Raw genomic sequence first — 20,613 nt, 5'->3', positions numbered from 1 at the left:
GTTCTCCTGGGCGTGTTGGACAACGACAATCTATGAAACTCCAACAACTATTCGACGACGACGACGCTGTCTCGCCGGTCATCGGGGTCATCCTGATGGTCGCGATCACCGTCATTCTCGCCGCAGTTATCGCAACGTTCGTCCTCGGTCTCGGTGACCAGGTTAGTAATACAGCGCCGCAGGCTACCTTTAGCTTCGATTACGAGGCAGCCGGTGGTGGCTCTGGTGAACTGACAATCACTCACGACGGTGGTGACTCCATCTCAGAAACCGAACTGTACGTTCGTGGTGCAGGCGGTAACGGTGGTCAGTGGTCCGGTACTGTCGGTTCAAGCAGCGAAGTCAGAGCTGGTAACAGTTGGCCTATCTCGGGCGTGAGTGACTCCGCTACGGTTCGTGTCGTCTACCAATCCAACGACGGCGGCAACTCCGCGACGCTCGGTCGGTGGACCGGTCCGAACGCATAACCGGTTCCTGACTCGCGGAACCGTCTTCCGCGCGGAACAACCGTATCGTTATTAGTGTCCGCTCACCATTTTCTTTCTACGATGGGAGCATTGGGATATGGCGATGGGGAGACACAGAAATGAGCAACCAAGCGATGCAGGTCCGGGACGCCGACGACTCGCTCTCGAAAGGCGAGATATTCGAAGTTCTCCAGAACGAGCGCCGACGGTATGCGCTCGAGTATCTCCGGGAACACAGCGACCCTGTTGATCTCGGCGATCTGGCTTCCCACGTCGCGGCGATGGAGTACGACTGTGACTCGACAGATGTCTCCAGCGCACAGCGAAAACGGGTTTACACCACGCTCCAGCAGACACATCTTCCCCGACTGGACGAGGCCGGGATCGTCGAGTACGACAGTGACGACAATCTCATCTCGACGACCCCACAGACACAGGAACTAACGGTTTACCTAGAGATCGTTTCGGCAGGAGAGTTCCCCTGGCGGGAATACTACCTCTCTCTGAGTGCGGTGAGTCTCGCAATCGTGGCCGTCCTCTGGGTCGGCGTCTATCCGTTCACCCTCATCTCGCCGCTCGTCTGGGCGACGTTGATCACTGTCGTGTTCGCTCTCTCGTCCGTCTACCATACCTACGCCGGTCAGGAGATGACCCTCAGCGAGTATATGTCGAACCAACGGGAATAGCACCATCCGAGGCCGACGATACATTCGACACTCTATGTGTAAATTTCTCTCTTTATAGTTGGATATAAGTATCCTCTCGAACGTAGTCGCTAGCAGCACGCCACCGACGAGTGTGAGATCTGCCTCGATAGGGTGGGGCGTTGCTCGTAACAGGTGGCTGTGCGCAGACACAACTATGGATCTGAAACAACTGTTCACCGACGACGACGCGGTCTCGCCGGTCATCGGGGTCATCCTGATGGTCGCGATCACCGTCATCCTCGCGGCGGTCACCGCCTCGTTCGTCCTCGGATTGGGGGACCAGACGCAACGAACGACGCCACAGGCGAGTTTCACGTTCGATTTCGAGGAAAGTGTATCGGGTAGCGATGCGGACGAAGGTATCCTGACGATCACCCACGACGGTGGAGACACTATCCAGGGTGGGAGTCTCTACCTCCGCGGAAGTGGATGGGTGGATGCGACAAGCGGGAGTACCTCATGGAGCTCCCCAGCAACTGGTTCGGTCGACATCGACGACACGAACGAGGACGATAGCTGGGACACTGCCGTCGGTGGGAAGACCGAAGTCGCCGCCGGCAACTCCATCAGCGCCGGCGTGGACGACGCCTACAACATCCGTGTCGTCTACGAACCGCCGGAGGGTGACACGTCAGCCACCCTCGGACAGGACGCCGGCCCCGAAGCGTAACTGACCCACGATTTCTCGTATTTTCGTTCGGCTAGCAACTGTCCCGGTCCCGCGATGGGTTTATTTCCGTCCATGCGATGGACTGTAATGATGGACGCCACGCGTGGGACCGCCGTCGCCGTCGGGACACTCATCGTGGTCACAGCCCTCGTCTCCGGGCCGCTCGTTCCTGGGATCACGTTCACGAACACACAGCCTACATACGGCGAGGGAACTGCAACCGTCGACAGCGTCGAGTTCCCCGAGCGAGCGACGATCGAGCGGGGTGGTTTTGGCTCCGGGAGTAACTATCTCGTCGTTCCGCCGGCGACCGTTCGGTTCGAAACGTTCGAGGGTGCGCCGGTCCTCACGTACAAGATTGCAGTGCCCGAACTGAACTACTCCCGCGGGACGACACACTTCCTGGGTCCCGAGACTGGGACCCGGTACGACGCGACACTCCAGTCCGACTCACTAACCGGTGTTCCGAGCCAGACGACCGAATTCGACGCGACGCTCTCGATCTGGCTCGAAGATTCCGACGGCCGGGAGCGCGTTGCCACACAGAACACCACGATCGAGGTCGTCGAATGAGCAGTATCGAGTTCGCATCGCTCCGTCGGACCGACGCCGGGACCGGACTGTCGACCTGGGCACGACTCAGGACCGTCTTGTTCGGCGATCGGATCGGATTGGCGATCTTCCTGGGATCGCTCTGTCTGTTCATGCTCGCGTGGCGAACCACCGTCTTCATCACGGACACGTACACGATCGTGAACGGGCTGTACGCCGTCTCGAACGGCCACATCGGGATCACTGAGGCCGTCTACGGGGGGAACCTCGACACGCCCGGTATGACTTCCGCTGGTGGTCGGACGATCGCCCGTAACTACGGTGCGATCGTCCTCTCGCTCCCGTTTCTGGCGTTGGTCGAGTCCCTCGACGCGATCACCTCGCTGCGGATCGGGATCGCCGCGCTGTGGTCGATTCTAGCGCTCGGTGTCGTCGTTCAGACACGAAGGGTACTCGACAGCGACGCGATCGTCTGGGCCGGTAGCGTCCTCGTGCTCGTCGTCTTCGCCGCGAACGTCGTGTTCGCGACCCCGCTCGACGACGGGGCAGCGCATCTCTACGCGCTTCAACTGTTCCACATGACGGTTGCCGCGTTCGGCCCGGTCGTACTGTACCGGTTGCTCCGTCGTATTGACGGTCCTCGAATGGGGGTCCTCGGAGCGACTGTGTACGTCCTCGGGTCGCCGCTGGTGATCTGGGCGACGGTCCCGAAGCGCCACGTCCTCACGGCGACCGTAGCAGTGGGGATCATGTACTTCCTCTACCGGAGCCGAGCCGCTGAGACGGACGGGCTGATCCGCCGCCCGGCCGTGTTCCGTGCGTTCGCGTACGCACTGGTGATGCTCTACGCCTGGGTTCACGCTCCCGAAGCGCTGCTGCTCTGTGTCGTCTTGGCGGCTGTCGATCTCCCGACGGCAGCCGACAACGGTCCGCGGGCGTTGGCCACGATCGCCGCCGTCTCGGCGCTCGCACTCGTTCCGTTCCTCGTTACGAACGAACTGCTGACCGGCTCTGTGGTAACCCCGTCCCGACTGTTACGGAATGCGGGTCCGGCAGTGGAGTCGACCGCGGCCTCGGCGGGGCAGAGCTCTTCTGGACGGTCCAGTGGGATCCCGATACCCGACCCGGTTCTGTCGATCCTTCGCCCGTTCACCCTGCTCGGCGGCGAACTGCTTCTCGGCTTCAGGACAGCGTTCTCCCAGCCTGAGGACGTGTTCCTGACGTTTCTTCGGTCCGGCCACGCATCCGGGACGCTGAACAACGACAACACGGAGGCCGTCAACCTCGCAATCCTGGAGTCGGCACCGATACTCGCCGCAACCGTCGGGGTTCTCCCAGCCGTCTGGCGCCGTCGGGAATCACTGGGACTGCCCAGCCGAGTGCTTTCGCCGACACGAGTCGTCGACAGCTTCGCCGTGTTGGCAGCTCTCGGCGTGTGTGGCCTCTATCTCTCACGGCTCCCATTGCACGCACAGGTGACGGTCCGGTATCTGTTCGTCCTCTACCCACTGGGGATCTACCTCCTTTTCCGTACCCCGTCGGTTCGGGACGCGCTCGACCAGTATCTCCGTTCGTTCGCCTGGGCACTCGCGGTGACAGTTCTGCTCGGTGGACAACTGCTCGTCGTCTTCGTCGCGCTCTCGGTCAACGGTATCGGCGAAGCGTTCCAGCTCCACGCGCTGCTCGCGCTCGGCAGTGCCGCCCCGCTGGCGGCCTGGGGGCTGTTCGGGCGAAGTGACGGCTGGTTCGGTCGCGTGGGCGCAGGGCTGTTCGGCGTCGCGACGGGTCTCACGACGATATTCGCCTGGTTGACCGTCGTCGAGTACTACGCCCTCGGGAACGCCCACGCCCTCCCGATCGTTCGGTATATCGGACAACTGCTGGAACTGTTCTGAGTCGCTGACGGAGAACTTTTGTAGGGCCTCGAAGTACCGTCGGCATGGACAAGCTGAAAGCGTCACTCCTCGAGGCCCCGATCATCGAGAAAGACGGCTACCACTACTTCGTCCACCCGATCAGCGACGGAGTCCCGATGCTGCGTCCCGAACTCCTCCGTGAGATCGTCATCAAGATCATCCGGAAGGCCGAACTCGACGGCGTCGACAAGATCGTCACGCCGGCGGCGATGGGAATCCATCTCTCGACAGCCGTCTCGCTGATGACCGACATCCCGCTCGTCGTCGTCCGCAAGCGACAGTACGGGTTGGACGGCGAGGTCTCGCTCTCGCAGGTGACCGGCTACTCCGAGAGCGAGATGTACGTCAACGACGTCTACGAGGGCGACCGGGTCCTCGTGCTCGACGACGTTCTCTCGACCGGCGGCACGCTGGCCGCACTGACCGGCGCCCTGGAGGAGATCGGTGCCGACATCCGTGATATCGTCTGTGTCATCAAGAAAGCCGACGGCCCGAACAAACTCGACGAGGCCGGCTACGACGCGAAGACGCTCATCAACGTCACCGTCGACGACGGCGAGGTCGTCGTCGTCGACGAGAACGGCGACGGGTAGCTCCCAACCTTGGCAAATTCTTCCGCCCATATGGATACAGGAGGACCGATCGACGACTAGAACTGGTTCCCGTAGGGGGGTGCTGTCACCAGCAGTGATGTTGAATACTGCGATTTCAGGCACTCTCTGGGGTGTTTGCCATGGAATCGGTGTTTACGACCAATCACTGGCTCGCAGTGTGTTTGTCATATTGGGTATGTTTTTCTTGAATTAGTATCCCAAGATTAGTACGGTCTGAGGGTTTTGCTAGTCTTGGCACATCTACGAAACTGAGTAGTTCTACCACGTGGTGACTTCTTCACCCCATCGGTCACCTTTTGCCAGGGTCTGTGGGTCTCACTTCGCGGTATAATACACGGGAACCGGCATTGCGCCAGCCAAGGCTTGCTACTTGAGATTTATTCCCCCACTAGCGGAACCTTTGACCGAGGTTGGACTCCGAACTGTATATAATCCGAGTGACGCAGTTGATTGGCTCAGTAAATTTATAGGTACTTATATGTGTGGTCAGCCACTCCCCGCTAGATTGCTGATAGACGCGACAGAGAACGGATTTCTAATGACTGATGACTGTGATGGAACAAGTAGTATGACAGCGCTCGCCTGTCTATGCTATGCTACCGCTTCGAGGAGTCCGACCGTCTCAGAAATGTGAAACGACCGAGAGGAAGTAGCGGGAGGTAGATTTGAACTACCGATCTGCGGGTTATGAGCCCGCCGGAATCTCCTGGCTATCCCATCCCGCTACCTCTTCGTAACCGAGGCCCCTCATTAAGGGTTGTGATTCACCTGCCGTCCGTGAGTTCGTGACGCGCTACTCCCCCTGATGGACCTGCCAGGTGAAGATACTCTCGAAGACGTAGTTGACGAGCATCCCGAGGCCGATCCCGCCTCCCTTGGCGACGAGTATCCAGAGGTCGATCCCGGCGACGGTCAGGGGCACGAACAGCAGCCGGTAGATGACGACGAAGACGAGAAACTGGGTGGTCGAACCGCCGGCCCGGACGACGTGCGAGCGCAGCAGACGCCGGGGCAGCGACTCCGGATCGCCCTCTTCGGCGAAGGTCCAGCGCTCGTTGATCGCGAACATGACCAGGATCGCGGTTTCGATCCCTGCGAGCGTCGCCAGTTCGGGCAAGACGCCCAGCACCTCGGTCAGAACGAGCAAGACCGTGGTGTCACAGACCGCGCCGACGACGCCGACCGAGACGAACTGGCCGAACCGGACGCCCGAGACCAGCGAGTCGAACCGGTCGGGAACGGCCCGGCGCAAGCGGTCGCCCGGGGAACTCATCGGTCCCGTTTGACGAGCGCGGTCGGTTCCTCACGGCGCGCGGCGATGGCCGTATGGAGCGTACTATCACGGAGCTGTTTCGCGCGGTGTCTGGACGCGAGCAGCGCGCGAAACAGCGCGATCGAGGTCCGGACCGGCGAGACCGTCGATCCGGGCTGGTCCTCCCACTCGATGGGAACCTCGGTCACGCGCAGGTCCAGTGCCCCGGCCATCGCTACCAGTTCGACGTCCCAGGCGAAGCCCGGTTCGTAGAGGTGGACACGGACGCGCTCCCAGGCCTCGGCGTCCATGGCTTTCGCGCCACACTGGTAGTCGTACAGCCGGACGCTGAGCAACTGCCCGGCCAGCCAGGCGAACCCGTCACCGAGGAACCGCCGGGCGCGGGTCTGGTGGCTGGCGACGGTCGCGTCGGGATGGCGTCGCGACCCGACCGAGAGGTCGGCCGATCCCTGGACGACCGGATCGACGACTGCCTGGAGGGATTCGGCCGGCGTCGAACCGTCGGCGTCGGCGAAGGCGAGCACGTCGGTCTCTAAGCGCTCGAAGCCCGCGGTGATCGCGGCGCCCTTGCCACGGCGGTAGGGGACCGACTCGACTCGGGCGGGGAGGTCTGTGAGTTTTTCGAGGACGCCGCTTTTGGGGGCGTCGAGTTCGACGAGGATCGTCGTCGGGGAGAGCGTGTCGTCGATGGCCTGGACGTAGCGCCGGAGTTGGGCTACGTCGGGTCGGTAGGCGGGGACGACGACACCGACGGTCGGCGACATTGTGCTACCGTGTGCCGGCGGTGAGTAAAAACGGTTCGAAGCTCTCCGGCCTCGTGCAAAAGACGTATACTCCAGGGTCGCGGCCACACCACTGATGGAGTTTGCGCTCGTTGCCACGTGGCTCGCCCTGTATCTCCTCTTGCTGTACGCGGGGGCGACAGCCGCGACGGTCCTCTTTCCGCGCTTTGCCGACAAGGGGGTCGCGTTCGGAGTCCCAGTTGCGCTTTCGATCCTGTGGCTCGTCGTCTACGTCGTGGGCCGACTCTCCCTGAGCGTCGCGGTCTGGCTCGCGCTGGCCGTCCTTCTGGCGGTAACCGTCGTCGTGGCGTCTCGGGGCCGTTCTGTCGACGGCCGGGCCTACGCCGAGGCGGCGGCCGTCTTCTCGCTGGCGTTCCTGCTGGTGGTCTGGATTCGTGCGGTCGATCCGGCCATCGTCCCCGTCGGCGGCGAGAAGTTCCTGGACTTCGGACTCTTGCAGTCGCTGTTGCGGGCCGAGACGATCCCACCGGAGGACATGTGGTTCGCTGGCGAGCCCGTCGCGTACTACTACGGCGGCCATCTCTTGGCCGCGACACTCGCTCGACTGACGGGGACGGCGGGCCAGTACGCCTACAACCTCGCGCTGGCGGGCTTCTACGCGACGCTGGTGACCGCAGCCTACGGGCTGGCCGGGGCCGTCGCCGCCGACCGTGACCTCCCGCGCCGGCTCTCGGCCGGCCTCGCGGCCTTCTTCGTCGGCATCGCCAGTAACCTCTCGACGCCGGCGAAGTTCCTCGTCTGGCTCCTGCCCGAGTCGCTCTCCCGGCCGCTGGCGGCCGCGGCCGGGTACGACCTGAGCGGGTTGGCGACTGGTCCACGGTCGTTCAGCTACTGGGACGCCAGCCGCGTGATCCAGGACGACCCCGCCGACTTCGGGACCTACGAACCCGCTGCCGCGCCCGTCATCGACGAGTTCCCGCTGTTCGCCTGGCTCAACGGCGACATGCACGCCCACATGATGAGCACGGGGTTCCTGTTGCTCGCGGGGGCACTGTGTTTCAGCTACTACCAGACGCCGGCCGCACAACGCCGCCGACGGCTCGGGCTGTTGTTCGGGGCAGTTCCGGTTGTGGGCGGTCTCATCGCGGTCACCAACACTTGGTCGTTCCCGTCGGTGGCCGGCCTCGCCATGCTGACCGTCGCCGTCGCGCCGGCGGCGCCGACGACGCTGCTGCCCGAGCGGTACGCCCGACGGCTCCGCGTCGACGGACTCGGCGGTGAACTCGTCCGGATCGGGGCGGCACTGGCTGTCGCTGTCGTCGTCCTCGTCCTCGGGTTGGTCTGGTCGCTCCCGTTCTGGCTCGGTCCGGCGAGCGGCCGTGAACTGGCGGTGTTGCCCGACCGGAGTTCGCTCGTGGAACTGCTGGCGGTCCACGGGCCGTTCGTGCTCCCGTTCGGGATGTATCTCTACGCTCGCGTCGCAGGGACGCTTTCCGACACCCGGTCGCGGCTGGCGACGGGCGCTGCTGTGGTCGGTTTCGTCGCGGTCGGGGCAGCCCTCGATATCGCTGCGGTCGGCCTCCTCGGCCCGCTTCTCGTCGGTGCATGGCTGCTGTCCCGTGGACCGACGCTCTCGGACGGTGTCGACGCGCTCCCGGCGCTTGCAGACGGCGGGGACCGCCCCGTCGGCTTTGAGGCCGTGTTGATCCTGGCCGGGGCCGGCCTCGTTCTCATCGTGGAGTTCGTCTTCGTCCGGGAGAACATCGGCCGGATGAACACCGTGTTCAAGACCTACATGCAGGTGTGGATTCTCTGGGCCGTCGCTGTCGGGCCGGTGCTTGCCTGGCTGGTGACCCGTTGGCGACCCACGTGGCCGTCCGCGGACCGAGTCCGGGCCGCGACGACAGTCGGCATGCGCGTGTTCGTCGCCGTCCTCGTCGTCTCGACCTCGCTGTACGGCGTGTTCGCGCTGTCGAACCACGCCGACCGGGCCGGCGACCTGACGCTCGACGGCCAGGCGTACCTCGACGATGCACACCCGCAGGAAGCCGAAGCGATTCGGTGGCTGGACGACCGGCAGGGCCAACCGACGATCGTCACCGCCGCACCCGCGGGCTACCAGTGGGTCCCCAGCGAGGGGAAGGGAGCCAGCGCCCCGGCGAGCCTGACAGGCCTCCCGACGGTCGCAGGGTGGTACCACGAGGCACAGTACCGGAACGACACGGTCTACCAACAGCGTGTCGGCGACGTGGAGACGATCTACACCGGCAACCAGAGCGCCCAGCGTCGGCTGCTCTCGACGTACGACGTCACGTACGTCTACGTCGGACCGGCCGAGCGCAACCGCTACGGGACGGTGACGATCGGCGACCTCCCGGAGGTGACGGTCGCGAAAGAAGCCGGCGGCGTGACGATCTATCGGGTCCAGTAGCGAGGCGATCAGCTCTCGGCGCTGGGCGGGGCCTTCTCGCGGATGACGGTGATCGCCTCGGCGTCGATGTCCTCGGTATCCAGGTGCATCGGGATGTAGTCCTGTTTCTTGAACGTCTCCTCCTCGCGGGCCTTGCCGACCGTACACCACAGCTGCGGGCGGTCGGGGCCGTGCCACTCGCCCTGGCGGGCAACGGCGAACACCTCGTACTCCTCGCCGTCGTACTCGATACGACCGCCCTTCCGGAAGCCGGCGTCCCCGTGGACGATGAGTTTCTTCATACCCGGCCCTTGGCAAACGGCGCACTTAGTGACTTCGAAGGAGGCCCTGGTGTTGTCCGGGAGGGCCAGTGCCGCACGGACCGGAGAGGCTTTACGCCAGGAGGCGAGAGAGATACGTAGACGGCACGGTCCGACAGCACCTTTCAGTCCACGTGTCAAAACGTGGGCCACCGCTGACTGACCTACCCCGTCTCTCTAACACCGCTGAGCGACTGCCACGTCGTCGGGAGAGACGGACTGCGAGCGGGCAGCCATCCGGGACGAGAAAATCGGAACCGTCGGGGTTTTAAGCGGGCATATCGAACCGACCTGTAAGGTCGATATCTATGGAGATGCCGCGACGATTCAACACGTACTGTCCGCACTGTAACGAGCATCACGAACACGAGGTCGAGAAGGTCCGTTCCGGTCGCGAGACCGGGATGAAGTGGATCGACCGCCAGCGCGAGCGCAACTCCGGCATCGGGAACGACGGGAAGTTCTCGAAGGTCCCCGGTGGGGACAAACCCACCAAGAAGACGGACCTGAAGTACCGCTGCTCGGACTGTGGCAGCGCTCACCTCCGCGAGGGATGGCGCGCCGGCCGACTGGAGTTCCAGGAGTAACCATGGCTGGAAGCTTCGTCACCGTCGCCTGTCCGGACTGCGAGAACGAACAGACCATCTTCGAGAAGGCTGCCTCCGAGGTCTCCTGTGCCGTCTGTGGCCACACCCTCGCTCACCCCACCGGTGGGAAGGCCGAGATCGAAGGTGAAGTGACCGCCGTCGTCGAGGCCCGATAGGATGAAGTACAGCGGCTGGCCCGAACCGAGCGAACTCGTCGTCGGCAAGGTCGACGAGATCGAGGACTTCGGCGTGTTCGTCGACCTCGAAGAGTACGAGGGCAAGCGCGGTCTCTGTCACATCTCCGAGGTCGCCAGCGGCTGGATCAAGAACGTCCGTGACCACGTCAACGAGGGCCAAACTGTCGTCGCCAAAGTGTTGGACGTCGACGAGAGCGCCCAACAGATCGACCTCTCGATCAAGGACGTCAACGACCACCAGCGCAAGGAGAAGATCCAGGAGTGGAAAAACGAGCAGAAGGCCGACAACTGGATGGAACTGGCCTTCGGCGAGGACATCGACGACGAGCGCTACAGTGCCGTCGCCAACGCGTTGCTCGCCGAGTTCGGATCGCTGTACGACGGCTTCGAGGCCGCTGCGATCCACGGCGAAGAAGCCCTCGAAGAGACTGACCTCGACGAGGACGAGATCGAGGCCATCGTCGAGACTGCGCGGGACAACGTCTCGGTTCCCTACGTCAACGTCACCGGCTACGTCGATCTGGAGGTGCCCGATCACGATGGCGTCGATGTCATCAAGGAGGCACTGCAGGCCGCCGAGGGCAACGGCGAGGTGCCAGAGGAGATCGAACTGGAAGTCACCTACGTCGGCTCGCCCGAGTACCGCATCCAGGTCCAGGCGCCCGACTACAAGACCGCCGAGGGCGCGCTCGAAGACAGCGCCGCTCGTGCCAGCGAACTCGTCGAGGACCACGGCGGGACGGCGCTGTTCCACCGTGAGCGCCACGAAGACGACGAGTAGGCGTGAAATCCGACATCCACGTCTGTGCGGACTGGGAGGCCGAACACGACCGCCCAGTGTACACGCTTGGCGACACGTGTCCCGACTGCGGGGGAAACGCGGTCAACAGCGTGCCCGCGCCGTTCGACCCGGCGGACCCGCATGGCTCGTATCGACGTTCTCTTAAGCGCCGCAACCGAGATTAGGCGGTATGGACGAATACGACGTCGAGACCGTCGCCGACCCCGACCTGTCGGAGCCGGTACTGGTCGAGGGACTTCCCGGTGTCGGCCACGTGGGGAAACTCGCTGCAGAACACCTGCTAGAGGAACTCGAAAGCGAACTCGTGCGGAAAGTCTACTCGACACACTTCCCGCCACAGGTCAGCATCGACGAGGGCCGTGCCGAACTGGCCGCTGCGGAGTTCTACGCCGTCACGCCGGAAGACGGCCGGGACATGCTGGTCCTCTCGGGGAACCACCAGGCACAGGACACCGAGGGCCACTACGGACTGACCGACACGTTCCTCGACGTCGCCGACGAGTTCGGTGTCGACGAGGTGTTCGCGCTCGGGGGCGTTCCGACGGGCGAACTCATCGAGGAGTACGACGTGTTGGGCGCGACCACGACCGACGAGTTCGCCGAGACGCTCTCCGAGGCCGGCGTCGAGTTCAGAGACGACGAACCGGCCGGCGGGATCGTCGGCGTCTCCGGGCTCCTGTTGGGCCTCGGCAAGCGCCGCGGGTTCCCGGCCGCATGCCTGATGGGCGAAACCTCCGGCTATCTGGTCGATCCAAAGAGCGCACAGGCAGTGCTCGAAGTCCTCCAGACCGTCGTCGGCTTCGAGGTCGACTTCGCGACGCTCGAAGAGCGAGCCGACGAGATGGAGGAAGTCGTCCGCAAGATCCAGGAGATGGAGCAACAGAACGCCCCCGCTCCCTCCGACGAAGACCTGCGCTACATCGGGTAAGGGACCGAAGAGCGAGAATTTCTTTACCGTTCACGTCCAACACGGAGCCGTGCAGTCACAACTGAGTACGCTCCCGGACTGGCTCGTCTTCGGCCTGGCCCTCGGCGTTGCCGGGAGCGTCCTCGTCGCCGGGTTGTTCCTGGCTGCGAGCCGACTCTTTCCCGCCAAACAGCAGGCTCGCCGGATGAGCGACGGCGGTGAACGACGACGGCGGGCCGAACTCCGGGAGTATCTGACGGCTATCGACGAGCAGTACGCCGAGAACCACTTCGTCGAGGGCCAACACGTCGCCTTCTATCTCCCGAAACGGGACGTAGCGATCACGTTCGACGCACGGGCCTACTACCGGATCGAACGGTCGCCGACCTACCCTGTCCTGGTCGAACACGAGATGCCCGGCATCCACCTGGGGACTCGGCTCCCGTTCGAGGTCCCCGAGGTGACACTCGGTCCCGACCCGGAGGAATCCGAGGACCCGGCGATGCACGCCTTCGAGGAACTGGGGTTGGACTACGGTGCGACCGCCGCCGAGATCAGGTCGGCCTACCGCGAGCGGGTCAAGGAGGTCCATCCCGACCACGGCGGCGACGAGGACGAGTTCAAGCGCGTTCGGGAGGCCTACACCATGGCCAAACAGCACGTGGCGTCCTGACCCCTCGTCGATCAGATCCCCTGACTCATCAGGTGACTCCGCAGGAGGTCGGCCTCCTTGCTACCCGCGACTGGGTTGACGAGGACGACCACGTCGTCGCTGGCGAAGGCACCGCTGTCCGCGAGTTCGCGAGCGCCGGCGACGGCAGTCCCGCCGGTGGCACCGACCTCGGGGCCGAGTTCGCAGCCGTCGACAGCGCCCTGGAGAACGGCTTTGTCGTCGACGGCGGCAGCGCCCCCACCGGAGGATTCGACGGCGGCGAGCGCGGCGGTTCCCGCCGCAGGGTCGGGCACCTCCAGCGGACCGACGATCGTGTCAGGGTGTTCGACGGGAGCGGGTGTCTCACTGTCCCCGATCCAGGCGTCGGCGACAGGCGCACACCCGTCGGGCTGGACGGCGTACAGCTCCGGCTCGCGGTCGACGAGGCCGGACGCCGCGGCGGCCGCGAACCCGCGTTCGAGGCCGACCAGGCTCTCGCCGTGGCCGGTGGGGTGGATCACGGCATCCGGGGCGGTCCAGTCGAGGTCGGCAACCGTCTCGACGGCGACCGGTTTGGCTCCCTCGACGCGGAACGGGTGGCCGGGTTCGACGCTGTAGCGGTCGCCCGCACCCTCCTTGAAGGCCTCGACGGCGTCGTCGTAGCGGCCCTCGACGACGCGCATGTCGCCGCCGTGGACGTTGACCATCGCCTTGTTGAGGAACGGACACCGCGAGGGGACGTACCCCTTCGAGTCGATGTCGGCGCGGGCGGCGTAGGCCGCAGCGGCCTGTGCGCCGTTGCCCGTCGAGGGCGCTGCCACGGCGTCGGCACCCGATTGAACGGCCCCGGTGACGGCGACCGAGAGCTTGCGGTCGGCGAGCGAGCCGGTCGTGTTCCGGCCCTCGTCTTTGACGTAGACGGCCTCGACGCCGAGTTCGGCCGCCAGCGGGGGAACCGTGACTAACGGGGTCCCACCCTCGTCGAGACTGACCAGCGTGTCCGTCTCGAAGGGCAACACGGCGGCTGCCTGCGCTGCTCGATCCGCGAGGTCTTCGGGAGCCAGCGCGGGGGCGTCGTAGTCGCCGGCGAGCGTCCCACCACAGTCCGGGCACCGGGCCGCGTCGGCGGCCGTCGTCGTGCCACACACGGTACAGGCGAGGCCACGGAACGTCGCTGTCGTCTCCATACTCCCCACTGTGGCTGGGAGCCACAAATACTGTCGGTCACACTCCAGCACGCTCTTGGTCGGGGCAGCACAACGACCGACAATGACAGATGTCGTCGTCGCCGGTGGCGGACTGGCGGGACTGGTCGCCGCGCGCCACCTCGCCGAAGCCGGACAGGACGTGACGGTGTTTGAGGACAGCGAACAGGTCGGCGGGCGGGTCAGGACCGTCCACGAGGGCGGCTACACCTTCGACCGGGGGTTCCAGGTGCTGTTCTCGGCGTATCCGGCAGTCCAGCGGGAACTCGACGTGGAGGCGCTGTCGCCGCGGCCGTTCACGCCGGGCGCGACCATCGCGCGGCCGAACCACCGATCGGTGCTGTCGGACCCGCTGCGAAACCCGACGGCAGCGGTCGAGACGGCGTTCAACCGGGAGATCGGTTTCGCTGACAAACTCCGCCTGTTCACGCTCCAGCGGGAACTGGCCGGCCGTGATCCAGAATCGCTCCTCAGCGGCGGCGGCAAGACGATCTCGGAGTACCTCCGGGAGCGGGGGTTCTCACAGCGGTTCGCCGACCGGTTCGCAGCGCCGTTTTACGGCGGCATCACGCTCGATCGCTCGCTGGGGACCGACAGCCTCGTCTTCGAGTACACGTACAAGATGCTGAGCGAGGGCGAGATCTTCGTCCCGGCCGAGGGGATGCAGGCGATGCCCGAGCAACTGGCCGACAGTGCTCGGGCGGCCGGTGCCACCATCGAGACCGAGCGCACGGTCACCGATGTCTCCGGCGAGGGTGACGGGGCTACCGTCGAGGTCGGCGCGGAGACGCTGACCCCCGACGGCGTCGTGGTCGCGACCGATCCCGGAACGGCCGCCGATCTGACGGGCGTGGCCGGCATCACGACGGAGATCGTCGGCTGTGTCACACAGTACTTCGCGCTGCCGACCAACCGGGCGCCGGATATGGGGAAACGGATCGTCCTCAACGCCGCCGACGACCGGCCCAACACCGTCGCACCGATGTCGGCGGTCGCCCCCGAGTACGCACCCGAGGGGATGGAACTGTACAGCGCGACGTTCCTGGGATCGCCCGAGGACGACGACGAAGCGCTTTCGGCTGCGGTCCGCGAGGCGCTGGGCTCGTGGTATCCGGCGGCGAGCTTCGAGGATCTGGAACTGCTCCGGACCGACCGGGTCCCGCTGGCACAGTTCGCCCAGCCGCCCGGGTTCCGCGCCGGCTTGCCCGACCCCGAGGACCCGCCGGGACCGGTCGTTCTGGCCGGGGATTACACCCGCTGGTCGTCGATCCAGGGGGCCTTAGAGAGCGGTCGCGTGGCTGCCGGGCTCCTCACCGAGTAAGCCACCGATTCCCGGAACGGGGTCGCGGCCGGCGACCCCTCCCGCGGTCGCTACGGGCGTTCTCAACCGAACCCGTCAGTAGCGGCGGCCTACGCGACCGGACCGCCGCTATTCGTGTTTCCCTCGTGTTCGTGCTCCTCCGGGGTCAACACGTCCGAGACGTACTTGATCGTCGCGAAGTACAGTGCCAGCAGCGAGAGCAGCGTAATCGCGATGAGCGCGAGTGCAGCACCAGTCTGAACCATGTTCGGCTGTCCAGCGCCGTTCCTCAAATACCTACCGTTACAGCATCCGACGGAACTCCCCGAGCCGCGGGAACGAGAGGGTCTCGCGGCCCTGGCCGTCCCAGACGATCGGTTCCAGGCCGTCGGCGTCGGTCACCAACGGGGACTGGAAGTCGGCGGCGTCCATCTCGTTGACGACGACCCCGGCGTTGAGCGCGTTGAACGAGGGGAGCATCACCACCTCGCTCCCGTGGTACTGGTCGGTCCCCACCAGATAACAGGGCCGGCGCTGGCCCTCGATCTCGATGGTTGGGTGGTCGTGGCCGATCACGTACTGCTCGCCCCGTGTGGCGGGCTCCTCGTGGCCGTGACAGACGACGGTTTCACCGATGCGGGTGGTCGACTCGACCGGCCCGTCCCAGACTGCATCGAGCATCGTGTCGTGGTTCCCGGGGACGACGACCAGGCGGGCACCGGCGTCCCGACACGCTTGCTCGAACCCGGCCACCGTGTCGTCGACGGTCCGTGGAACCGTCTGAAACGAGTGTAACAGATCGCCGGCGACGACGACTTCCTCGGGGTCGTGGCGGTCGATCAGCGATCTGAACCGCTCGACCATCTCCGCGTTCGACCCGACCGGGAGTTCCAGGGACCCGCCCGTTCCCCGGCCGACGTGGAGGTCGGCGACCACGAGTGTCCCGTCGAGGATCACGGCCCGGTCGTCGAACGTGATCGAGCCTGCTGTGGGCATACAGTCGCCCTCGGAGACGGGCATACAAAGCCGTGACGCACCCGGCGGTTCGGAAGCGATCGCCCGCGCTGCCGGCGTCACACAGTGAACGCTTTTTCAGTCGTCCGGACGTTGTTCGGGATATGAACGAAAAGGAGACCGACGCCGAAACGGCGGTGACCGAGTTTCTGACGGCCGCGGACGCGGCATACGAGGACTACGAAAAGGGCTACGCCGACGCCGACGCGACCCTGCGACAACTGGAGAGTGCGATCGACGATCTCCGCGCGGCCGTCGAGGAATAGTCGCTGTCGGAACGCTGGCACGGACCGCCGGGTGGACGATCACGTGCTCGATGTCCGAGCACTCACGCCGAACTCCCCTCCTGTGCGGTGGATTTAGGAGCCACGGTCCCCTCTTATCGCCCGATCCGATGACAGTCGACGACACCGGTGGTTCCCCGTGCCTCTCGGACGCCCTCGCGGAGTTCGTCGACGGCAAGAGCCCCAACTACGCTGCCAATCTCGAACGCGTCGTCGGAACTTGGATCGACTGGTGTGCCGACCGCGGCGTCCACACGCTCGACGACGTCGAGGTCAAGACGATGGCCCGCTACGCCGATCACCTCACCCGTCGCGTTCGAGCCGGGCAGGCCGACGCCGACGACGGGATCGCCGCATCCTCGGCCTGGACCTACTACAGCCAGATCTCGGCGTTTCTCTCGTGGGCGACCAAGTGGGAGTACATCCCCGAGAACCCGGCGGACAAGGGCCGCGCGAAAGACCAACTGCCGCCGAAACCCTCCGGAAACGACGCCGACCGGCAGTTCTGGCAACCCGAGCAGCGACAGGCGCTGCTGACGTACCTCGACGATCGCGCCCGTGAGGCCGTCGACGAAACGGGACTCGATGCCGTCGAACCGGTCCGTGACCGGGCGATCGCGGCCGTTCTCGCGTACACCGGCGTCCGTGGTGCCGAGGTCCTCGCGGACCGTCACGACCCCCGCCGGACGGGGATCACCTGGAGCGATGTCGATCTCGAAGCGGGGACGATCACCGTCCTCGGCAAGAACCAGGAGATCGAGCCGACACCGCTGCCCGAGCAGGCGTCCCGACCGCTCGCTCGCCTCCGAACACTCCTCTCGCCACCGGACGACGACTGGCCCGTCTTCCCGTCGCGACACACGCCGACGCTGTACGAAGTCATCGAAGCCGCCGGCTACGACCGGCCGGACGCCGATCCCTGGACGTTCGTCCTCGACAACGGGATCGAACTGCCGTCGCTGACGACCTCCGGCGTCAGATCCCTCCTGAAACGCTGGAGTCGGGACGCCGATATCCCCGGGCTCGACGTCGAGGACGGGGAGTACCTGACCCTCCACGGTGCCCGCCGTGGCGTCGGCGAGAAGCTCTACCGCGAGCGCGGGGCTGCGGCCGCTCAGCGGACGCTCCGACACGCAGATCCGTCGACGACGAGTCAGATGTACTCACACATCGAAGCGAGCGAGCTGGCCGAGGACAACACCGACATCTTCGACGAGGAGTGATCGTCTGAGTCCGTTCGCCACGGTCTGTGATCGCGGTCGATCCGGCGTTCGGTCACGGCGAGGTGATCCGGACGGCCAGGGGCGGATCGCCGGGGCTGTTGTCCTGGTAGAAGTTGTCGATCGCCGCGACGAACAGGTGTGTCGCGCCGTCGGGGATCGTCACCGTGACACTCGTCTGGTCGCCCTCGTTGTCGGCGATGAGGAAATCTTCGGGGATATCTGTCGGCGCCTCCCCGTTGTAGGTCGGACTGGTCTCGTAGTCCTCGCCGGCGTCGATCGCGTCGGGCACTCGCTCGGTGACGTCCGAGGACTCCAACCGATCGCTGCCGCTGAAGACGGCGGTCAGCCCAGTCCCGCTCGAACTTCCGGAGAACGACCCGACCCGCTCTATGCGGATCGACTGTCCCGCGGCCACCGCCAGCGCCGACAGATCGATCGGTTGGGCGTCGCCCGCGTCGTCGGACTGGGTCCGGAGATAGGTCCGCGACGGGTCGATCCGGCGCTCGAAGGGGAGATCCGGCGTCGGTGTTGCGTCGCTTCCCCCTCCGAGACATCCGGTGACGGCGATCGAAAGCCCGGTACCGACCGTTGTGACCAGTTCCCGGCGGGTGTATCCTGGCGGGTCCATGCCGGATACTGTATTCCGAACGACATCATGGTTCGGTCCTGTCGGGAATACTACTGTTCGGAACGGGCCAGTCGTCGGCCGTCGAAGGGAGACCGACGGCGCAATCGGGAAGAATTATCGGGACGGGCGCCCCCGAAACGAGTATGACAGAATTCTCACGCCGTGTCGAAGCGGTCTCGATCTCGGGCATCCGCGAAGTGTTCGAGGCGGCCGGCGAGGACGCGATCAACCTCGGACTCGGTCAGCCGGACTTCCCGACGCCGGACCACGCCCGCGAAGCAGCGGTCGACGCCATCCGCGCCGGCAAGGCCGACGCCTACACCTCGAACAAGGGCACCCAGGAACTGCGGGAGGCCATCGCCGAGAAGCACGCCCGGGACAACGACCTCGATGTCGATCCCGCGGACGTGATCGCCACCTCCGGCGGGAGCGAGGCGCTGCATATCGCTCTGGAGGCCCACGTCGACGCGGGGCAGGAAGTGATCTTCCCGGACCCCGGGTTCGTCTCCTACGACGCGCTGACGAACCTCGCGGGCGGGACGCCGAAGCCGGTCGGGCTCCGCGAGGACCTCACGCTCGCGCCCGAGGCCGTCGAGAACGCTATCACCGACGACACCGCGGCGTTTATCGTCAACTCGCCGGCGAACCCGACCGGCGCGGTCCAGTCGCCCGCGGACATGCGGGAGTTCGCGCGCATCGCCGAGGAGCACGACGTGCTCTGTCTCTCCGACGAGGTGTACGAACACCAGGTCTTCGAGGGCGAGCACCGCTCGCCCGCGGAGTTCACCGACTCGGGCAACGTCGTCGTCGTCAACGCCTGTTCGAAGGCCTACTCGATGACCGGGTGGCGACTCGGCTGGGTTACCGGGGCCAGCGACCGGATCGAGCGGATGCTCCGGGTCCACCAGTACGCACAGGCCTGCGCGTCGGCCCCGGCCCAGTACGCCGCCGAGGCCGCCCTGACTGGCCCACAAGAGCCCGTCGTCGAGATGCGCGAGGCCTTCGAACGGCGCCGTGACGTGCTACTGGAGGGGCTGGCAGAGATGGGGCTGGAGTGTCCGACGCCGAAGGGGGCCTTCTACGCGATGCCGAAGGTCCCGGACGGCTGGGTCGATGCCGTCATTGACCGCGGTGTCGTCGTCGTCCCGGGCGAGGCCTTCGGTGCCGGCGGCGAGGGCTACGCACGTATCTCCTACGCCACGGACATGGAGACGCTCGAAGAAGCAATCGACATCATGGCGGCCGCCACCGAGGCCGTCCGGTAGCTCCCGTCGCCGAAATTGGAAGAGTCTCGGAACGGAGTACGAACAACGGTTATGGTGGCAGCGGTTGCCCCTTCGAACGAATCTGGTGTGTCATACCGACAGGACGGACGGCCCGAGGGAGATCCGACCGAAGAGAGACAACGTTTTACACGGGGCAGGAACACAACTCCCCAAGACAGTGCGATGGAGAAAGCGCTCTGGTACCTGCTGACGGCGACACGCGGGGGAGCCAACCGAGCGCGCATCATCGACGCCCTCTCGGACCGACCGATGAACGCCAACGAACTCGCCGACGAACTCGACGTGGGGTACAAGACGATCCGCCACCACATGGAGCAACTCGAAGACCACGGCGTCGTCGAGTCCGGTGACGAGGACTACGCGAAACTCTACTTCCTCACTGATCGGTTCGACAAGTACCGGGACACGTTTGACGAGATCGTCGAGCAGATGGACACATGACCGAGGCCACGACACACCGACGCCCGACCGGAACACCACTGGCAGCGACCGACGACCGAGAGGTGTCCCACTGATGGCGATGGGACCGCTCATCACCGCCGCGGCAGTGCTCGCGGGCATCAACGTCGCATTGTTGCTCCCACTGGTCGGGGTGTGGGCGCGCAACTACGCGACGTTCCGGACCGGACTGGTCGCCGGCCTGCTCGCGTTCGCCGTCGCGATGCTCGCGGAGAACGCCATCGCGGTCTACTTCTTCTTCTCGATGCAGAGCTTCTACGCCGGCGACCCACACGTCCAGGAGGCCGTCCTGGTGTTGCGGTCGTTGCAGTTCGTCGCGATCGCGGGGCTGAGCTACACGACGCTGCGCTGACCGGACAGGAGGCGAAGGGTGGATACCGGTTCAGTCCGTATCCAG

The 20,613-nt window shown here is 65.2% G+C and carries 26 protein-coding genes and 1 tRNA gene; 19 read left to right on the top strand and 8 right to left on the bottom strand.

Features of this window, described 5'->3' with window-relative positions; genetic code table 11:
• The first annotated feature begins 32 nt into the window (after positions 1-32).
• The 6 genes from VJ109_RS02515 to hpt all read left to right on the top strand — a co-directional run bounded on the left by VJ109_RS02515 (position 33) and on the right by hpt (position 4,905).
• Positions 33-467: a type IV pilin N-terminal domain-containing protein gene (locus tag VJ109_RS02515; protein ID WP_324758760.1), complete on the top strand. Its 435-nt coding sequence runs from the start codon at positions 33-35 to the stop codon at positions 465-467.
• A 119-nt stretch (positions 468-586) separates the two neighbouring features.
• A complete protein-coding gene (locus VJ109_RS02510; RefSeq protein ID WP_324758759.1) occupies positions 587-1,153 on the top strand; it encodes a DUF7344 domain-containing protein in 567 nt (188 codons plus the stop codon).
• A gap of 175 nt (positions 1,154-1,328) precedes the next feature.
• Positions 1,329-1,844, top strand: coding sequence for a type IV pilin N-terminal domain-containing protein (locus VJ109_RS02505; RefSeq protein ID WP_324758758.1), 516 nt, complete (start codon positions 1,329-1,331; stop codon positions 1,842-1,844).
• A gap of 87 nt (positions 1,845-1,931) precedes the next feature.
• Positions 1,932-2,417 carry a hypothetical protein gene (locus VJ109_RS02500; RefSeq protein ID WP_324758757.1) on the top strand — a complete coding sequence of 162 codons (486 nt, stop codon included), beginning with the start codon at positions 1,932-1,934 and terminating at the stop codon, positions 2,415-2,417.
• On the top strand, positions 2,414-4,291 hold the full coding sequence (locus VJ109_RS02495; protein ID WP_324758756.1) for a hypothetical protein: 1,878 nt from the start codon (positions 2,414-2,416) through the stop codon (positions 4,289-4,291). The genes VJ109_RS02500 and VJ109_RS02495 overlap by 4 nt, the downstream gene beginning before the upstream one ends.
• 44 nt (positions 4,292-4,335) lie before the next feature.
• Positions 4,336-4,905: a hypoxanthine/guanine phosphoribosyltransferase gene (hpt, locus tag VJ109_RS02490; protein ID WP_276180792.1), complete on the top strand. Its 570-nt coding sequence runs from the start codon at positions 4,336-4,338 to the stop codon at positions 4,903-4,905.
• 671 nt (positions 4,906-5,576) lie between these two features.
• Here hpt and VJ109_RS02485 read toward each other — a convergent pair.
• From VJ109_RS02485 to VJ109_RS02475, 3 genes are all read right to left on the bottom strand, one after another.
• Positions 5,577-5,651: transfer RNA gene (locus VJ109_RS02485), tRNA-Met, on the bottom strand.
• A gap of 68 nt (positions 5,652-5,719) precedes the next feature.
• A complete protein-coding gene (locus VJ109_RS02480) occupies positions 5,720-6,199 on the bottom strand; it encodes a GtrA family protein (protein WP_324758753.1) in 480 nt (159 codons plus the stop codon).
• Positions 6,196-6,963: a glycosyltransferase gene (locus tag VJ109_RS02475; protein ID WP_324758752.1), complete on the bottom strand. Its 768-nt coding sequence runs from the start codon at positions 6,961-6,963 to the stop codon at positions 6,196-6,198. Before VJ109_RS02475 ends, VJ109_RS02480 begins: the two co-directional genes overlap by 4 nt.
• A gap of 94 nt (positions 6,964-7,057) precedes the next feature.
• Here VJ109_RS02475 and VJ109_RS02470 point away from each other — a divergent pair, with 94 nt between their 5' ends.
• The gene (locus VJ109_RS02470) at positions 7,058-9,373 is read left to right on the top strand and encodes a DUF2298 domain-containing protein (protein ID WP_324758751.1); all 2,316 of its coding nucleotides are present in this window, start codon (positions 7,058-7,060) and stop codon (positions 9,371-9,373) included.
• An 8-nt stretch (positions 9,374-9,381) separates the two neighbouring features.
• Here the strand turns inward: VJ109_RS02470 and VJ109_RS02465 are convergent, their stop codons facing one another.
• On the bottom strand, positions 9,382-9,654 hold the full coding sequence (locus VJ109_RS02465) for an HAH_0734 family protein (RefSeq protein ID WP_324758750.1): 273 nt from the start codon (positions 9,652-9,654) through the stop codon (positions 9,382-9,384).
• A 326-nt stretch (positions 9,655-9,980) separates the two neighbouring features.
• Between VJ109_RS02465 and VJ109_RS02460 the strand changes: the two genes are divergently transcribed.
• The 6 genes from VJ109_RS02460 to VJ109_RS02435 are packed head-to-tail and all read left to right on the top strand — an operon-like array spanning position 9,981 to position 12,838.
• Positions 9,981-10,259, top strand: coding sequence for a 50S ribosomal protein L44e (locus VJ109_RS02460; RefSeq protein ID WP_276180802.1), 279 nt, complete (start codon positions 9,981-9,983; stop codon positions 10,257-10,259).
• 2 nt (positions 10,260-10,261) lie between these two features.
• Positions 10,262-10,435, top strand: coding sequence for a 30S ribosomal protein S27e (locus VJ109_RS02455; protein WP_276180804.1), 174 nt, complete (start codon positions 10,262-10,264; stop codon positions 10,433-10,435).
• 1 nt (position 10,436) lies between these two features.
• The gene (locus VJ109_RS02450; protein ID WP_324758747.1) at positions 10,437-11,237 is read left to right on the top strand and encodes a translation initiation factor IF-2 subunit alpha; all 801 of its coding nucleotides are present in this window, start codon (positions 10,437-10,439) and stop codon (positions 11,235-11,237) included.
• A 2-nt stretch (positions 11,238-11,239) separates the two neighbouring features.
• Positions 11,240-11,422 (top strand): RNA-protein complex protein Nop10, encoded by a 183-nt coding sequence (locus VJ109_RS02445; protein ID WP_324758746.1) that lies wholly within the window; start codon positions 11,240-11,242, stop codon positions 11,420-11,422.
• Positions 11,423-11,427: 5 nt separating this feature from the next.
• The gene (locus tag VJ109_RS02440; protein ID WP_276180810.1) at positions 11,428-12,186 is read left to right on the top strand and encodes a proteasome assembly chaperone family protein; all 759 of its coding nucleotides are present in this window, start codon (positions 11,428-11,430) and stop codon (positions 12,184-12,186) included.
• Between the two features lie 49 nt (positions 12,187-12,235).
• Positions 12,236-12,838, top strand: a complete 603-nt coding sequence (locus tag VJ109_RS02435; RefSeq protein WP_324758745.1) for a J domain-containing protein — start codon at positions 12,236-12,238, stop codon at positions 12,836-12,838.
• A gap of 11 nt (positions 12,839-12,849) precedes the next feature.
• Here VJ109_RS02435 and VJ109_RS02430 read toward each other — a convergent pair whose 3' ends face one another.
• On the bottom strand, positions 12,850-14,004 hold the full coding sequence (locus VJ109_RS02430) for a pyridoxal-phosphate dependent enzyme (RefSeq protein WP_324758744.1): 1,155 nt from the start codon (positions 14,002-14,004) through the stop codon (positions 12,850-12,852).
• 82 nt (positions 14,005-14,086) lie between these two features.
• Here VJ109_RS02430 and VJ109_RS02425 point away from each other — a divergent pair, with 82 nt between their 5' ends.
• Positions 14,087-15,343: an NAD(P)/FAD-dependent oxidoreductase gene (locus VJ109_RS02425; protein ID WP_324758743.1), complete on the top strand. Its 1,257-nt coding sequence runs from the start codon at positions 14,087-14,089 to the stop codon at positions 15,341-15,343.
• An 89-nt stretch (positions 15,344-15,432) separates the two neighbouring features.
• Here VJ109_RS02425 and VJ109_RS02420 read toward each other — a convergent pair whose 3' ends face one another.
• A complete protein-coding gene (locus VJ109_RS02420; RefSeq protein ID WP_324758742.1) occupies positions 15,433-15,588 on the bottom strand; it encodes a hypothetical protein in 156 nt (51 codons plus the stop codon).
• Positions 15,589-15,625: 37 nt separating this feature from the next.
• Positions 15,626-16,318, bottom strand: coding sequence for a metallophosphoesterase (locus tag VJ109_RS02415; RefSeq protein ID WP_324758740.1), 693 nt, complete (start codon positions 16,316-16,318; stop codon positions 15,626-15,628).
• 122 nt (positions 16,319-16,440) lie between these two features.
• Between VJ109_RS02415 and VJ109_RS02410 the strand changes: the two genes are divergently transcribed.
• Both VJ109_RS02410 and VJ109_RS02405 read left to right on the top strand, forming a co-directional pair.
• Positions 16,441-16,602, top strand: a complete 162-nt coding sequence (locus tag VJ109_RS02410; RefSeq protein ID WP_324758739.1) for a hypothetical protein — start codon at positions 16,441-16,443, stop codon at positions 16,600-16,602.
• A gap of 128 nt (positions 16,603-16,730) precedes the next feature.
• A complete protein-coding gene (locus VJ109_RS02405) occupies positions 16,731-17,843 on the top strand; it encodes a tyrosine-type recombinase/integrase (protein WP_324758738.1) in 1,113 nt (370 codons plus the stop codon).
• 52 nt (positions 17,844-17,895) lie between these two features.
• On the opposite strand, the gene VJ109_RS02400 is transcribed toward VJ109_RS02405, so the two are convergent.
• Positions 17,896-18,471: a hypothetical protein gene (locus tag VJ109_RS02400; RefSeq protein ID WP_324758737.1), complete on the bottom strand. Its 576-nt coding sequence runs from the start codon at positions 18,469-18,471 to the stop codon at positions 17,896-17,898.
• Positions 18,472-18,614: 143 nt separating this feature from the next.
• On the opposite strand from VJ109_RS02400, the gene VJ109_RS02395 reads away from it, so the two are divergent.
• From VJ109_RS02395 to VJ109_RS02385, 3 genes are all read left to right on the top strand, one after another.
• A complete protein-coding gene (locus VJ109_RS02395) occupies positions 18,615-19,736 on the top strand; it encodes a pyridoxal phosphate-dependent aminotransferase (protein WP_324758736.1) in 1,122 nt (373 codons plus the stop codon).
• 183 nt (positions 19,737-19,919) lie between these two features.
• Complete coding sequence (locus tag VJ109_RS02390; RefSeq protein WP_324758734.1) at positions 19,920-20,198, top strand: ArsR/SmtB family transcription factor; 279 nt, start codon at positions 19,920-19,922, stop codon at positions 20,196-20,198.
• Between the two features lie 73 nt (positions 20,199-20,271).
• Positions 20,272-20,568, top strand: coding sequence for a DUF8036 family membrane protein (locus VJ109_RS02385; RefSeq protein WP_276180832.1), 297 nt, complete (start codon positions 20,272-20,274; stop codon positions 20,566-20,568).
• Positions 20,569-20,613 lie beyond the last annotated feature (45 nt).

It is taken from the genome of Haloarcula montana (assembly GCF_035666295.1).
GTDB lineage: Archaea > Halobacteriota > Halobacteria > Halobacteriales > Haloarculaceae > Haloarcula > Haloarcula montana.
The sequence above is the reverse complement of the archived record's forward strand: the minus strand, read 5'-3'. Positions and strand labels throughout refer to the sequence as shown.